Annotated in this window: 15 protein-coding genes; 11 read left to right on the top strand and 4 right to left on the bottom strand. The window is 35.7% G+C overall.

Annotated elements, in window-relative coordinates; genetic code table 11:
* Positions 1-406 precede the first annotated feature (406 nt).
* Positions 407-1,594, top strand: coding sequence for a NupC/NupG family nucleoside CNT transporter (locus GY23_RS12835; protein WP_075619617.1), 1,188 nt, complete (start codon positions 407-409; stop codon positions 1,592-1,594).
* A 110-nt stretch (positions 1,595-1,704) separates the two neighbouring features.
* Here GY23_RS12835 and GY23_RS17840 read toward each other — a convergent pair whose 3' ends face one another.
* Positions 1,705-2,841, bottom strand: coding sequence for a polysaccharide deacetylase family protein (locus tag GY23_RS17840; protein WP_245827666.1), 1,137 nt, complete (start codon positions 2,839-2,841; stop codon positions 1,705-1,707).
* Positions 2,842-3,144: 303 nt separating this feature from the next.
* Between GY23_RS17840 and GY23_RS12820 the strand changes: the two genes are divergently transcribed.
* Entirely contained in the window at positions 3,145-3,330 is a 186-nt protein-coding gene (locus GY23_RS12820; RefSeq protein ID WP_075619616.1) for a hypothetical protein, read from the top strand.
* A gap of 67 nt (positions 3,331-3,397) precedes the next feature.
* On the opposite strand, the gene GY23_RS12815 is transcribed toward GY23_RS12820, so the two are convergent.
* Positions 3,398-3,706 (bottom strand): YciI family protein, encoded by a 309-nt coding sequence (locus GY23_RS12815; protein WP_075619615.1) that lies wholly within the window; start codon positions 3,704-3,706, stop codon positions 3,398-3,400.
* A gap of 222 nt (positions 3,707-3,928) precedes the next feature.
* On the opposite strand from GY23_RS12815, the gene GY23_RS12810 reads away from it, so the two are divergent.
* On the top strand, positions 3,929-4,897 hold the full coding sequence (locus tag GY23_RS12810; protein WP_075619614.1) for a hypothetical protein: 969 nt from the start codon (positions 3,929-3,931) through the stop codon (positions 4,895-4,897).
* Positions 4,898-5,596: 699 nt separating this feature from the next.
* Positions 5,597-6,262: a hypothetical protein gene (locus GY23_RS12805; protein ID WP_075619613.1), complete on the top strand. Its 666-nt coding sequence runs from the start codon at positions 5,597-5,599 to the stop codon at positions 6,260-6,262.
* A 236-nt stretch (positions 6,263-6,498) separates the two neighbouring features.
* Here GY23_RS12805 and GY23_RS12800 read toward each other — a convergent pair whose 3' ends face one another.
* The gene (locus tag GY23_RS12800) at positions 6,499-6,696 is read right to left on the bottom strand and encodes a hypothetical protein (RefSeq protein ID WP_075619612.1); all 198 of its coding nucleotides are present in this window, start codon (positions 6,694-6,696) and stop codon (positions 6,499-6,501) included.
* 27 nt (positions 6,697-6,723) lie between these two features.
* Positions 6,724-7,002, bottom strand: coding sequence for a hypothetical protein (locus GY23_RS12795; protein ID WP_075619611.1), 279 nt, complete (start codon positions 7,000-7,002; stop codon positions 6,724-6,726).
* A 216-nt stretch (positions 7,003-7,218) separates the two neighbouring features.
* Between GY23_RS12795 and GY23_RS12790 the strand changes: the two genes are divergently transcribed.
* From GY23_RS12790 to GY23_RS12760, 7 genes are all read left to right on the top strand, one after another.
* Positions 7,219-8,193 carry a TRM11 family SAM-dependent methyltransferase gene (locus GY23_RS12790; protein WP_211270676.1) on the top strand — a complete coding sequence of 325 codons (975 nt, stop codon included), beginning with the start codon at positions 7,219-7,221 and terminating at the stop codon, positions 8,191-8,193.
* A 198-nt stretch (positions 8,194-8,391) separates the two neighbouring features.
* A complete protein-coding gene (locus tag GY23_RS12785; protein ID WP_075619609.1) occupies positions 8,392-8,862 on the top strand; it encodes a GNAT family N-acetyltransferase in 471 nt (156 codons plus the stop codon).
* Between the two features lie 161 nt (positions 8,863-9,023).
* Positions 9,024-9,947, top strand: coding sequence for an NAD-dependent epimerase/dehydratase family protein (locus GY23_RS12780; protein ID WP_075619608.1), 924 nt, complete (start codon positions 9,024-9,026; stop codon positions 9,945-9,947).
* A gap of 21 nt (positions 9,948-9,968) precedes the next feature.
* Positions 9,969-11,756 (top strand): GT4 family glycosyltransferase PelF, encoded by a 1,788-nt coding sequence (gene pelF / locus GY23_RS12775; protein WP_161487608.1) that lies wholly within the window; start codon positions 9,969-9,971, stop codon positions 11,754-11,756.
* Between the two features lie 5 nt (positions 11,757-11,761).
* Entirely contained in the window at positions 11,762-12,202 is a 441-nt protein-coding gene (locus GY23_RS12770; protein WP_075619606.1) for a hypothetical protein, read from the top strand.
* Positions 12,203-13,048 carry a hypothetical protein gene (locus tag GY23_RS12765; protein ID WP_075619605.1) on the top strand — a complete coding sequence of 282 codons (846 nt, stop codon included), beginning with the start codon at positions 12,203-12,205 and terminating at the stop codon, positions 13,046-13,048. It abuts the gene before it with no gap.
* A gap of 1 nt (position 13,049) precedes the next feature.
* Positions 13,050-14,645 (top strand): hypothetical protein, encoded by a 1,596-nt coding sequence (locus tag GY23_RS12760; protein WP_075619604.1) that lies wholly within the window; start codon positions 13,050-13,052, stop codon positions 14,643-14,645.
* The last annotated feature ends 2 nt before the right edge of the window (positions 14,646-14,647 follow it).

The following is a 14,647-nucleotide window of genomic DNA, read 5'->3' as shown; positions in this document are numbered from 1 at the left end:
ACTGAAATACCAATTTATGCCACTATAAAAGATTTTGCAACCTTTGATTTATACTGCATCTCCCCACTTCAAGCTTTGAAACAAGAAAAATCGTTAAATTGCAAGTTTTCAAAAATAAAGAAAAATCCATTTACATATGTTTTAATAATTAAGTATCTCTCTAAAGTAGCTTTTTGGTTGCCTAAATAAAGATCTTTTTGTATTGCAATGTATTTAGATACAAGTATGGGGAAAACTAAAGGGATTTTTAAAGTGACAAGTAAGAATACCCAGAGTAACGAACCAATGTAGTAATACTCAAAGTAACTATAGGACTCCAAATGGGGTTAATAAACATATGATGTGCTGATTTTTACATGGATCATGCACACATTGTAAAAAAGATTTGAAATGGGGATTGAATTACATGACAGCATTTTTAATAGCAATATTGTCAATTGTTGTATTATTTGGAACCGCTTACTTTTTGTCGAATGACAAGAAAAACATTAACTATAGAGCAGTTGTGATTTTGTTGGCAGCTCAGCTTGTTACAGCGTTCGTCATGCTGAACACGACAATTGGTGGAAAGGTAGTAGGAGCAGTTACAGACTTTTTCTCGAAGCTGATGGTATTTGGTAATGAAGGTATTGCTTTTGTTTTTGGTGGCTTTGAGTACAAAAATGATATGCCAGTATTCTTTTTCTCAGTTTTATTGCTGATTGTGTTTACATCTACTTTATTGAGTGTACTGACTTACCTCAGAGTATTGCCTTTAATGATTAAGTACCTTGGTGGGGCGGTTTCCAAAATAACTGGTCTTCCTATAATAGAATCCTTCTCCACTGTAGCTTCATCGATTTTTGGAGATACAGGAGCTTTGATTGCGGTTAAGAATCATATTCCTAAAATGAATAGGAATAGACTATTTATTGCTACCACAGCATCCATGACCAGTGTATCGGCGTCCATTGTTGGAGCATATATGACAATGATACCGCCTGAATATGTACTTGTAGCATTACCTCTTAATGTAATGTCAGGCTTAATGCTTGCATCTATGGTAGCTCCTGCTCAACCAGTTGAGGGAGAAAAGATCCAAATTAAAGACATGATTAATGAAGATTCTCTTTTTGAAGCAATTGGAAACGGTGCCATTGATGGAATGAAAGTTGCAGGTATTGTTGGAGCTATGCTGATTGCATACATCTCTCTAATTGCAATGGTCAACTTTGCTCTAACTGAGACTATCGGTACAGATTTGACGACAATTATGGGGTATATATTATCTCCTGTGGCTTGGCTAATGGGTGTACCTGCAAATGAAATGGTACGTGCTGGCGGTGTGATGGGTACGAAGATTATTTCCAATGAGTTTGTTGCCATGTTGGGCTTTAAAGAAATGATTCCTGCGTTGTCCCCTAAAACTGTGGGAGTTGTATCAGCTTTCTTAGTGTCATTTGCAAACTTCAGTTCGATTGGAATTATCATAGGGACGGTACAGGCAATCGATGAAAAACAATCAAGCATGGTTGCTAAATTTGGTCTGAAAATGTTGTTTGTTGCTACTATGGCATCTGTATTAACTGCAACAGTCGTTGGACTATTCATCTAATAAAAGAGATATTCCATATTCCAACGTATTATTTGCGGTAATTATGGATGTTAAATAATAGAAATACAATGGTTGATCCCATGAACACTAATTGTTCCATGGGATCACACTTAAATTCCTGAATGGTTGCCGAAATTTTGAGTGACGTGTTGATTTGGATTATAAGGTTGGATCGAGTAGCCTGATTTCTGCAGCCATTCAATAATTGCAGGCAAGGCTTTTGTTGTTTGTGAACGGTCATGGAGTAGGATAACAATGTGCTGATCCTTAGCAAGACGAGCTTTTTCCACGCCCTTTTTCACATTGTTTATGATTTCTTGATATTCAGCATCGTTAATTTTCCAATCTACCGTATCGACATCCCAGTCCCATAACTTATAGCCACCACTTTTAAGTGCATCACGCATCGCAGGCGTTACATATGGTGAACTTCCATACGGAGCACGAACCAAAACAGATGTGTGCCCAGTCAAATTCTTGATTAGCTCAGCTTCCGTTCGCATTTCTCCCAAAAAAGCTTTCGAAGATACGTACAATTTATTCCGATTATGCGTCATGCTATGGAGACCAAGATAATGTCCGTCTTGGAATGTTTGGCTCGTTAATGACTTAAAATGGTTAATTTGAGACCCTACAAAGAAGAATGTCGCTTTTACATTATATTCTTTTAGAATCCGTAAATTATCTGAAGTGTAACGATTCGGTCCGTCGTCAAATGTTAAGTAAACGGTTGGTTGATCAGAGGGTGGCGAAGGTTTTTGAATCGGCTGTTTCTCTTTGGTTACTTTTTTGATAAATTCAGAATGGCTGAGATGTGGATAGGTATCTGTATAAAGTCTTGCAGTTAATATGTTAGTCAAATAATCAACTTTAAATCCCGTTGACTCTCCAAGAAAACGTATCGGCATGAAAAGAACATCATCAATTACTATAACTGGGTTAGCTATTTCGGTTATTCCGTTAACTTTTGTTTCTTTGGTCCTATAATGATAAGAAATCGATGTATTATTTTTCGTTACCAAAATTTGATCGGCGGTTTTGACAATATCGGCGTATAAGTAACGAGCCATTTTTTCTAATGGTACGATCATTTGTGAATTCACTAGGCGAACTTCATCTTCTTGAAACGATAAGGTTCTGTCATGCAAAGCGATGTTGCGTTGTGAATCAGTTGCTGCTTTGCTCTGGGTAGGCAATGAAAAAATTGTGGTGGTAATAATTAATATACATAGGAAAAAATGGTTCATTCTCAATATACTTAGCCCCTTTATCGATAACTTCCTATAATAAGTGTATGAAGGGAATTGTATAAATAGATTTAAAAAATAGAAGAAAATCTTGAGGACCATGATTTGTTTCAATGAGTTGACTAGAGCTTAAGATGAGTCTGAGCCATAGATTAAAGTGAGTGAAGAGGAACTATTTTATATACCTGAAAAAATTCAGGCGTGTCAGGTCTTTGGGCTGACACGCCTTTTTTATAAAATGGTTGGATCAATGGTATAATTGAATGACTAGGATTGTTATCAGAAAGGAGTTTGAACACACTTATGAAATACTTGAAATCAAAAATGGAAACGCTTGTAAAAGAAAATCCAGAATTGAAAATGCGTTTAAAAGATATGATGAAAGAACTTGATCTTGAAAAAAATTATGCACTCAAAGCACTTTACCACTCAGAAGTTACTGACAATGGACCATATCAATCGGCCTATCAAGAGCTAGATAAGCTCTAATAATAAGTTGCTTCAATTAAAAAATCGAGATATCCGTCAATAGGATGTCTCGATTTTTTTGTCCGAATTAACTCTTTATTAATGCAACTCGATAAGGGAATAATGTAGCTTCCATAATGCCTTCTGTAACTGCGGGGTCATTTTCCATCAGTTCAAGTGCTTCTTCTTCTGAATCTACCTCTAAAATAACAATTCCAAAACCTGACATATCCGTATTTAAGGTCCTACCAGCTAAAATCAACTTGCCCTCCTGTTGTAAACTTTGTAAAACTTCAAAATGGTGTTGTACAATTTCGTTTTCTTTTTCAGTCCAGTTTGCTTCTTCTAATAAAGTTGGAATTAATTTTAGCTGGTATATAAATTGTTTTTTATCCATGAAAATCCCTCCATATGCTTGATTCATATGTATTTCAATAAACAATTAACGAATTCCTTTAACTCCATATGATAAAAAAATGGTTGAGCACCTAAGCACTTATTCAAATGGAAACATATATATAATCATACAACTTCACAAAATAATTCTCATGTCTAAATTTGCTAAGGGCTTATTTAATTAGTTGGAGTTATTCGGATAAGAAGAAAGGGGAAGCAATAGATGAAAGATGCATATTTTTCTTCATTAATTGGAAGATCGGTTCAGGTCTATAGGGGTGGCCCAAATTCAAATGTCGGCACTTTACTTGATGTTAGTGGAGACTATTTAGCACTTCAGAAAGAAAATGGCGAGATTATTTACTACAAAACTTCTCACATAAAAAGTATCAAAGAAAATTCCCAGGGTCGATTTAACGTAAAGGTTTATGAAAACTCAAAAGTTGAATCTTCGGAATCAGTGTCAAATACAGTGCAAAACCCAAATGCCTTGCTACTTCAAGCACATTCTTTTAGTGACCTCGCTGTAAATTTCAAAGAACAATTGGTTCGAATTAACGGCAAGGGCCCTGAATCTAAAGTCGGGAAATTGATTGACGTGAAAGCAGATTATTTAATTCTTCACGATGAGCAAGATGGATTGACCTTTTACCAAGAGGAGCACATCACAAGCTTAAGTATCGCAGTTTTAGAAAACGAAGAAACAGACGAAGAGAAAGAAAACGAAAATGAAAATGAAAATGAAGAATCATCTTCATCAGATAGTGAGGCACAACTACTTGAAGAAATGAACAATCTGATGGAAGTGTATGATCAAATTTGTGCAGACGACATCTGTGGCGTATTGGCAAATCTAAAATACTGCTGGATCAAAATTAACAGAAAAGGTCCAGAAAGTATTGAAGGCCTATTAGTAGATATCAATGAAGACCATCTAGTGTTAGTTGTGAAGAACGAGATCTTCCGAATTGCTACGTTTCACGTGAAAAACATTAGTGTAGGACTTAACTATACAGAAGAACAATCAAATAACGAAAAATCAGAAAATCAAAATTCGAACGACGAAAGTAATCAAAACACGAGCAACAGTAATTCTAATAATCGACAATCATATGAAGAACACCTGAACCAAATGATGAGAATAAAAAGAAGAAAAACGAGACAGAAAGCACAACAAAGCAACGGAGAGTAATCGCTTGGGACAAAAAGTAAGCGATTAAATGACTTTTACAATTTTTTCATTCCTTCACAAAGGTAGGAGGAACTGATTATTTTTTCTTTGATTATAGTTTCAGGTATACTTTTCCACAAAATATCAACAACTTCTGCAGATGAGCAAGTTGTGTCATATAGATCTGAATGGGAAGAAAAAAATAAAATTACGTTTTAATGAGGTTATTCTAAATGCATGAGTACTTAATTATACTTTTGTGATATTTACATTAACAACACTTTTTCGGGTTTTAATGAATCGTTTCCAGCAATTAGTGGAGCAATACTCCTGTTCGTAGCGAGTGTTGTTCCATTTGGTTGCATTATCCATTCGTTTCTCATTGGAAGTGAACCATCATTACAATCAATTCTGCAATTGTGATGTGCATTGTATTGGGGAGTATAGGGGTCTTCAGAGGGCAGCGATAAATAGTGTAAATAAAGGTAATGGAAATAATGATGAAGGAAATAATGGTGACAGTAGTTTTAAAGAAGGAGAAGTTACTTTATTCTTCCGTCATTCGGTAAATCCATAGAAGTTATTACGAAAAAACGGCATTCATATTTCAAGGTCTGAATTTTTCAAAGTGCTTAACGGTATCCCGATTAAGTTAATTGTTACTTTAATCGTTTTGAATTTGTGGTTAATCTTGATTTCATAAGTAAAGGAGTTGAATAAATGAATTACTTGAGTCAATATATGGGTCAAATAATAGAAATTGAAATATCTGGTAAAAAAATAATTACAGGGAAGCTAATCGAATATGGATCGGATATAGTGGTTGTGTTTAATGGTCGGAATTTCTTTTACGTTCCATTGTTGCATATTATTCACATAAAAAAATCAGAAAACACGGAAAATGAAATAATTACGGTTGCCCCATCCCCAATCGGGAAAGATAGCAAGTTAATATCGTTTGAAAAAACACTAACCAACGCTTTAGGCATATTTGTTGAAACTTATATAACTGGGAATCAATCGATATATGGCTATATTACACAAATACAAAAAGACTATATTCTATTCTACTCGCCAGCATTTAAAACCCTATTAATTCCAATTACGCACTTAAAGTGGATTGTCCCACATCTGGATAAAAGACCTTATAATGTTAACAACAATCTCATGAACTCTTCAAAAGTAGCACTAGCTGACACGTTTGAAGAACAGATAAAAAAACTCATAGGAGAAGTTGTCTTATTTGATCTAGGAAAAAATTCAGATAAAATTGGGTTGATAAAAAACTTCGAAAACAATATGGTTGAACTAATAACGGGTGATGGGCAAACAGTCTTTTTGAATTTGTTCCATATAAAATCCATACATGGATCAAAAATAGTATGAAAAATAAGCAGGAGCTTAAGGCGTCTCCTGCTTATTCTTTTTGTTGCGGAAGGATAGGTGTTTCTTTCATTTGGAAAGTACAAAAACCCGGTCGTAGAATGGTCTGAAAAAATAGGGATGAGCGAAGTGACGAGAAGTCACGGATTTAGCTACAGAATTTTAGTGTCCAAAGTAGTCCAATAAACCACATAAAAGCAGTGTTTTTTGACCTAGAGGCACGAAAACCCTTACCTCAATCAAGAATCACTTGAAGGGTTCACTTCCCGATCGGGTGTCAATTTCCCCCTTGAGTTTGTCGAAGATTCATTAAATCGAACATCATCAATTGATTCATCTTCAAATTTGTCATCAATCCACACCTGCGACCCGTTTACACTGACCAGCGTATGGTGAGGATCAGACAAGAGTTCTTTATCACGATTGTGGCTCAACATGTTTCACTCCAATCGTTAACTGCTAGTTTATTTTTTCTTTTTTCGTTTATTCGACCCGGAGCCTGCTAGGTTTTTCTTAATGATTTCAGTTAACTCTTGAGAGAATTCCTCACGTCCATTTTTAGCAGTAGGCTTTTGTTTATTATTTTTGCTGGCAGCATTGTTATTGAGTTTTCCATTTAACTCGTTAGAAAATTCCTCACGTTTAGGAGGGGTAGAAGTTGGTTCAATTCTAGTTTTGTTGTGAGATGCCGACTTTTTGTTAGCATCTTTGTTTGATGATTTGTCTGCAGATCTGTTTGACATGTTCAGTTCTCCTTTCAAAATGAGCCTTCATAGTAAGTATGGGTAATTGAACCAAATTTCATGTGTGGAATATAAATTTTTTTAAAAAACTTATCAATCTACGAAAAGTGGGAAACCTACTGTCAACATGCTTGAAGTCCACCAGTGAAAATAAACTGCATGGTCTAATCGGCAATTGTTATACTTAAAGGTAGCCGCTCTGTTTCGAAGAAGAGCATGACAAAGGATGAGAAAAAATTGAAACAAGTAGTTCTAACAAATGAGTTTATTTATACATACGCGTATACCCCAGACGAGGAATCGCTGTGCCACTTAGAAATGCGATCATTTTTCGCAGAGGATACAACTTTGAAGATCCTAAAAAGCCCAGTGGCTATAAATCCAAGCAGAAGTCCGTTTATGAAAGAACGTATTGATATACTATTTGAAGGTGATGAACTCTCGGATATTTTAAAGCAAGTCGAAGTGATTAAGATGGAAGAGTCGACCTTCAAAGTAATCTTTGTAAAAATCAATGATCAAAATCCATCAGAAAAAGTGGAGTATCAGCAAAAACGTGAGATTGAACGAGAAATCGGCATGATTATTGAAGGAGAAGCCGACGTTCATCATCCAGACGTGACATTTGGCCTCGTACCATTCGGTGGACGTTGGTATTTTGGGAATTACGTGAAAAGTGAACCAGTCTGGTTACATCATTTAAAAAAACCTAGAGAATATTCAACAGCTCTTAGTACACGTGTTGCAAGAGCGGTTGCAAATATCGCTGTTCCTGAACCTGAAGGGATTAAAGCAATCGATCCTTGCTGTGGCATAGGTACGGTGTTAGTCGAAGCCTTATCAATGGGAATTGATATTGTAGGTCGCGATATTAATCCATTAGTGGTACTAGGATCGCGTGAAAATATCGCTCATTTTGGCTTAACAGGTGATGTGGACCTTGGTCCAATTGCTGAGGTTGAGTGCAATTACGACGCAACCATTATTGATATGCCCTACAACCTTTATACACATGCAACACCAGAAGATCAGCTGTCGATTCTCAAAGCTGCTCGACCTTTTTCAAAGAAATTGGTCGTAGTCACAATTGAAAATATTGATCATATGATTGAAGAGGCAGGATTTACAATTGTCGATCGATGTGTAGCGAAAAAAGGAATATTTTCTAGAGAGATATTAGTATGTAATTAATGGAAATAGTTGATGTTACATCATACCCTTGTAATTTGTTTGCACTGAACTGAATTATATTTAATTAATGTCCCTATTCACTTCCGAATTTTGTTTGACTCTTAAAAGGCTGGGTTTCTTATATACAATGCATTTCGATAAAAAAATCATAAACTAAACTGTCTTGAGGTGTTAATCGTGGGGAAGAGCAGAATCACAATGACGTGTAAACTAGAAGCTAAAACGTTTGACACGATACATAAACTTCAACACATTCAAAAAGATGACATCACAAAAGTGGCCACTACCATGTTAGATGCATATAAAGGGACAGTCGATCAACAAGAGAACACGGTAGAAGAAGCAATTCGTGAGGTTGAAAAAATAGTGAACAATGGATATGGTCCATTTATTTCCGAAGCTTCTTATTGGATTGAATTGAACAATGAGGCGGCTGCGGTGGTTTGTATTAATCTTTGGAATGGGAGACCTTTAATTACTGAAATTTATACAGGGAAAAACTATCATCGCCAAGGGTTGGCAAGAACGTTAATTTTAGCAAGCATGAATACACTTTTCTACAAGGGTTATGATGAAATAGATTTAAATGTTACGCTGGAAAACACGAAGGCGCTACATTTATATGATAGTCTGGGGTTTACAAATCTCCTCCAAAAAACAAAGAACTAATATGACCACGTCATGGCTAGTAAATATGTTTCTAAGAAATACCTACCATCAATTAAATCTGATGGTAGGTATTTTTGTGCGGTTTCTATGAAGAATATGGAATGAGACAATGATGCCGGGCATACGATATACCAAACGTCTTATGGAGAAATGGTGATTCTATGAAAGTATTAGTTACTGGAGGAGCTGGTTTTATAGGCTCTTTTATTGTGGAGGAAATTATTAAATTGGGTTGGGAGCCCATTGTAGTCGACGATCTAAGTACGGGGAATTTAAGCTTTGTTCCCAAAAACACACCATTCTACAACATAGATATTCGTTCACAGTCCTTGGAACAAGTTTTTCGTATGCATAATCCACAAGTGGTCATTCATCAAGCTGCTCAAGTTTCAGTAGAATTTTCATCTCGTCAACCATTCACGGATTGTGAGATTAATACATTAGGAACATTGAATATATTAAAACTTTGTGCAAAATACAAGGTTTCCAAACTCGTATACGCGTCTTCAGCGGCTGTGTATGGGATTGCAAAAGAGGTTCCAATAACAGAAAACCATAGTGTGCTGCCAATATCCTTTTATGGATTGTCTAAGTACTCTGCGGAACAATACATTCACTTATACCAACAGTTATACGGGCTCAATTATACAATTCTTCGATATAGCAATGTGTATGGAATGAGACAAAATATGCACAGCGAAGCGGGAGTCGTCAGTATCTTTGTCAATAAAGCAATTAAAGAACAACAATTAACAGTTTACGGGGATGGAAACCAAACACGAGATTTTGTATTTGTTAGAGATGTTGCAAAAGCAAACATACAGGCTGTCACATATATGGGTAATGAAACATTTAATATCAGTACAAATCAACCAGTAGCATTGAATGAATTAATTGCAGTATTGCAGCAGTCATTGAGTCAACCACTGGAAATCATATATGCAGATCCGAGAGCCGGAGATATTAAAGACAGTTATCTATCTTATGCCAGAGCTAAGCAATTACTGAAGTGGGAACCTCAAATAGCCTTCGAAACAGGAATAAATGAAACAGTGGAGTATTATCAAAGTCTGGTTAGGAATTAAAATTTTTGTTTGTGGAAAAAGGTGAGGAGAACGAAAAATCTAACAGTTTTACTTTCGACGGAAGGTACCTATCCTTTTCATGAAGGAGGGGTAAGCACATGGTGTGACATATTAATCAAGAAACTAGATATGGTGGACTATCTTTTATACAGCGTTGTGACCAATCCATTTATTATACAAAAGTTTAAACTACCCGAATCCACCACCTTTTTCAAAGTGCCTTTGTGGGGCACAGAAGAGCCGAGTGAACACTTAGCAACTCCTTTCTCACATGTGTATTTACAAAAGAAACAAACAACGAATCAAATAATTGAAGCATTATTTATTCCATTGTTTAAAGATCTAATAATAGAAATCATAAGCCCTAAGAAAGATCCTGAAAAATTAGGTGTAACCATTGTTCAACTATATCGATATTTTCAGGAGTACGAGTATAAAGAATCGTTTAAATCTGAACTTACTTGGAATGTCTATAAAAAACTGATATTGGATTCAGTTAAAAATCCTGAGTTTAAACTTACACAGCCGGATGTATATGGCCTGATCCAAAGTTTAGGATGGGTATATCGATTTCTCAACATTATTAATACTCCCGTTCCGAGGTCGAATGTCAGCCATTCTTCAGCATCTGCATTTTGCGGGATACCGTGCGTCATTGCCAAACTAGAATACAAAACGCCGTATATGTTAACAGAACATGGCGTCTATATGAGGGAACAATATTTATCTCTGTCCAAAAGAAATCTTTCCTCCTTCCTAAATATCTTCTTAATCCGTTTTATCCATTCCATTAATACATTGAACTACCACTATGCTGACCAAGTTTCACCAGTGTGTCATTACAATACAAGATGGGAGAGCGAATTGGGGGTTGCTCGAGAAAACATTGAAGTCATTTATAACGGTGTAGACAAAAATATCTTTATAGAGGCTGACAAAGTTGAACGTCTTAACCCGACAGTCGTATCGGTTGCCCGAATTGACCCGATAAAAGATATTACTTCATTAATTAAAAGTGCAGCCATTGTAAAGAGGTATATTCCAAATGTGAGGTTTATTGTGTATGGATCGGTCTCTGTTCAAGAATATTACGAAGAATGCCTTGCTCTTCAAAAGAAGTTAGGTCTAGAAGAGACATTCATTTTTGCAGGTCATACAACGAATATGGTAGCAGCCTACCATTCCGGAGATGTCATTGCTCTCTCAAGTATTTCTGAAGCATTCCCTTATTCGGTGGTTGAGGCAATGATGACAGGAAAGCCGGTTGTCGCCACAGATGTAGGGGGAATAAGAGAGGCTCTAGGGGACAGTGGATACTTAGTGACACCTAGAGATTCAGATGCTTTTGCAAAAGCCATTACCACATTATTAAAAGATGTTAACTTGAGACAATCGATGGGGCGTGATGCCAGAACACGTGCCTTAAAGTATTTCACATTAGAAAAAGTACTCGATCGACATTTGAAAAGTTATATTAAGCTCGCTACACATGCAAATGAAAAAATGGATGATGTGTATATAGCTCAAACAAGTTCTGATTTAGAAGTGAATTTCCAAAAGATCTATAGTGAAAAAGCCTATGCCTTGTTTACAAATGGTTTATATCTTGAATCCATAGGGCAGTTCCGACTAGCTATAAATGCGGATCCAAATACGCCTGCTGCTTTCGTCTACGTCTCGGAGATTGCGAAAGCTTACCATCACTTAGGGGATTTCGAAAAAGCACGAATGGAAATGGAGAAATTACAAAAAACAATGAGTGTTAATCAAGATTTTTCACTGTCAGATACAAAGACTGATTGGGGGTGAGGCAGATGAATGTAGAAAAACCACTATCAAATAAAAGAGCACTCACTGGTTATTCTTCATTAAGCGTTGTGGAACATATTCAAACGTTACAAGAAAAGTATCAAAGGGAAATAACTAGCTTAAATGAAACATTGATGATTGAAATAGAAATGAACCAAAAGTTAAAAGTAGAAGTTGAACTACAACAATCAACTCCTCAAACCAATCCAATTGAGGAAGAAATAACCTCAATGATTGACAATCTGTTCGAACAACATATGGTCAATACTAATGAACTTTTGAATCTACAAAACGACCTTAAGGTACAAGAAATGAACTATTTAAATGAACTTGAATTAAAGAAACAACAAATAGACAGGGACAAAAAGCGACTGCAAGGTGCTCTTCAATATTTTAAAACACCTCCTACAAATCAAGGAAATCTTGGGAAAGAGCAGAGTAACTAGATGAAAGAGCAAATGTTTGGGTTGAAAAAAGAGCCGATTAATCAAATGCTGCACAAAATGGAAAGTGATTTTCTATATGAAAAAATCGCGATTGAAATACAACTAAAAAGCTTAATTGAAGAAAACAATAAACTTAGGACTCAATTAAAAGCAATTCCTAAAAGGAGTTCTATTGCTTTTGAAGATGAATCTTTATGGCAATTTGGGAAAGAACGCATCCATAAAATGACCGATTACTTGCAGCAACAAAAAGAGTGCGAGATGGCAGACTTGAGAAAAGATTCTTCTGAGAGAATAAAGGTAATCCAACTTCAGATAACAGAAATCGAGTCAGAAATAAAATTGACCGAGCAGATGTTTTCGAAAATGTTTCAACAGATTACAAGTTTGGTAGAGCAATCCGAGAAAATGGATACGAATGAAAAATCAAAAGAAGTAATCGAACAAGTACCTACACAGTTTTCAAATAAGAACTATGAGCCATCAAGTTACAAAAACCAAGAAATGAATATCTTCAAAAAAAACAATCTTACTGCAAGTATCGATAAACAACTAGATCCTACAGATCTTAGTACAAATAATGAGTATGAGCAGAATTCGGTTGTCTCAGAAAATAATGAAACCTTCAATGAATCTGAAGACAGCCTCATGGTACAGATTAACGCGATTAAATCCCAGTATATTGTTGGCAAAGTGGCGGGTGAGGATTTATTTGACCAAGAAGGGCATCTCATTATTGCTAAATCCAAAGTCATTAATCGACAAGTGGTGAATACAGCTCATTCGGAAGGTAAATTAGCTGAACTCATTGTAAACATGAAGATCCCGGGACTTGGAGAGGATTAACGTGGAGATAAACGGCCAAGAGATACGGAAATCGGAAAAATTTGTTCAGCTGCTTGATGAAGTGTTGAAAGCACACCTACATCCACAAGATTCATATGAAATTGCCGCACTGCTTGAATCAATGGGGTGGAATGATGATCGAGCTGCCAGGGAGTTTGGAGTAAAGGATATTTTTGATTTAGCCAATCAAATGTGGGATGAACTTCAATCGAAAATTGGTTTTCAAGCATTTTCAGATGTGGAAAAACAAAGCACATCATTTTTATTGATTTCCATGATTCGAAGTTTTTTAAGAGGGCTGATATTTGCCTTTCCGATGGCCATTTCAATTGCTGCCATGTTGAATTTAAAATTCTCATTATGGTCGTACCAATACTTGTCATTGGAGCAGGCAACCAGTATTGCTATTGGTACTATTTTGAGCTTTGTACTCGTTGGTGGCTTTACACAAGCCATTGCAAGACGTGGTTACTTTTATATCATTCAAGGCTATTACAATTTAGCACGTAAAAACACCTTCATATTTATTGGAATTGGATTTGTCATGTGCTTTTTATTTTCTCTTTTAATCATTTTATTGAATGTTATTTTTAATTTGTTCTCTTATGAAATGCTATTCCTGATTGTCGTGTTTTTCTTTTTTCTTACTTCAATCTGGCTATCTGTTACCGTGATGTATGTATTGAAAAAAGAAATCATCTTCACGGGTCTCATTATTTTTGGGATCTTTCTGGTGTATGTTTTGTTTGTCCTGTTAGAAATAAACATTATCATATCCCAATTAATTTCCTTAACGATTGTTTCAATTTGTAGTTTATTGTTAGTTTTATTCTTTTTTAAAAAGGCAGCAAAGCAAAATGAGAAGGAAGTTTCTAAACTACCGAGATTTTCAATTACGTTGTATACCGTTTGGCCTTACTTCTTTTATGGGTTTTTGTACTTTAGTTTCTTATTTATTGACCGTGTAAATGCCTGGTCTAAGAATGAAGAATTCATGCCATATGTTATCTGGTTTAGAGGGCAATATGAACTTGGGTTGGATTTTGCACTCCTCACGATTATCATTCCGATGGGAGTTAGTGAAGTTGTTGTCAATAGACTCATGTTTGATCTGGAATCAAGTCAGAAAAGTTATTTGGCCAGCGAAAGCCATAAATTGCACGACAAATTTTTAAAGGTATATAAAAGAATGACATTCTTTATTTTGATCAGTTCCGTGATTAGTAGTTTTATCATTTACCGACTCATTGTGTGGTACAACGATGTGTCAATCAGAATGAATAATGAAAACATCTTGGAAAATGAGGTAACCGTATTTGTGTTGTTTTGGGGAATCGTTTCGTACGGGATATTGGCGTTCAGTTTAATGAATATCGTTATATTATTTGCTCTTTCCCAACCTAGTCGAGTATTGAAGGCAATCATTCCCGCCCTGTTAACGAATATGATTGTTGGTTTCTTGCTAAGTAGATGGTTTGACTATCATTTTGCTGTGTTTGGATTATTTGTGGGATCAATTTTACTGTTCTATTTAACGACAAAAGCAGTGGTCGAAGTATTGAAAAATCTGGATTATTACTTATATGCCGCTTCGTAAAG

It is taken from the genome of Paenisporosarcina indica (assembly GCF_001939075.1).
Classification (GTDB): Bacteria; Bacillota; Bacilli; order Bacillales_A; family Planococcaceae; genus Paenisporosarcina; species Paenisporosarcina indica.
Note: the sequence above shows the minus strand (reverse complement) of the source record. Positions and strands in the feature narration are given on the sequence as shown.

What these genes read in the sequence shown, in the direction of transcription:
- GY23_RS12815 (WP_075619615.1), bottom strand. Translation starts at nt 3,706, where the DNA reads ATGGATAAAAAACAATTTATATACCAGCTAAAATTAATTCCAACTTTA.
- GY23_RS17840 (WP_245827666.1), bottom strand. Translation starts at nt 2,841, where the DNA reads ATGAACCATTTTTTCCTATGTATATTAATTATTACCACCACAATTTTT.
- GY23_RS12780 (WP_075619608.1), top strand. Translation starts at nt 9,024, where the DNA reads ATGAAAGTATTAGTTACTGGAGGAGCTGGTTTTATAGGCTCTTTTATT.
- GY23_RS12820 (WP_075619616.1), top strand. Translation starts at nt 3,145, where the DNA reads ATGAAATACTTGAAATCAAAAATGGAAACGCTTGTAAAAGAAAATCCA.
- GY23_RS12765 (WP_075619605.1), top strand. Translation starts at nt 12,203, where the DNA reads ATGAAAGAGCAAATGTTTGGGTTGAAAAAAGAGCCGATTAATCAAATG.
- GY23_RS12810 (WP_075619614.1), top strand. Translation starts at nt 3,929, where the DNA reads ATGAAAGATGCATATTTTTCTTCATTAATTGGAAGATCGGTTCAGGTC.
- GY23_RS12795 (WP_075619611.1), bottom strand. Translation starts at nt 7,002, where the DNA reads ATGTCAAACAGATCTGCAGACAAATCATCAAACAAAGATGCTAACAAA.
- GY23_RS12790 (WP_211270676.1), top strand. Translation starts at nt 7,219, where the DNA reads ATGACAAAGGATGAGAAAAAATTGAAACAAGTAGTTCTAACAAATGAG.
- GY23_RS12835 (WP_075619617.1), top strand. Translation starts at nt 407, where the DNA reads ATGACAGCATTTTTAATAGCAATATTGTCAATTGTTGTATTATTTGGA.
- GY23_RS12770 (WP_075619606.1), top strand. Translation starts at nt 11,762, where the DNA reads ATGAATGTAGAAAAACCACTATCAAATAAAAGAGCACTCACTGGTTAT.
- GY23_RS12805 (WP_075619613.1), top strand. Translation starts at nt 5,597, where the DNA reads ATGAATTACTTGAGTCAATATATGGGTCAAATAATAGAAATTGAAATA.
- GY23_RS12800 (WP_075619612.1), bottom strand. Translation starts at nt 6,696, where the DNA reads ATGTTGAGCCACAATCGTGATAAAGAACTCTTGTCTGATCCTCACCAT.
- GY23_RS12785 (WP_075619609.1), top strand. Translation starts at nt 8,392, where the DNA reads ATGACGTGTAAACTAGAAGCTAAAACGTTTGACACGATACATAAACTT.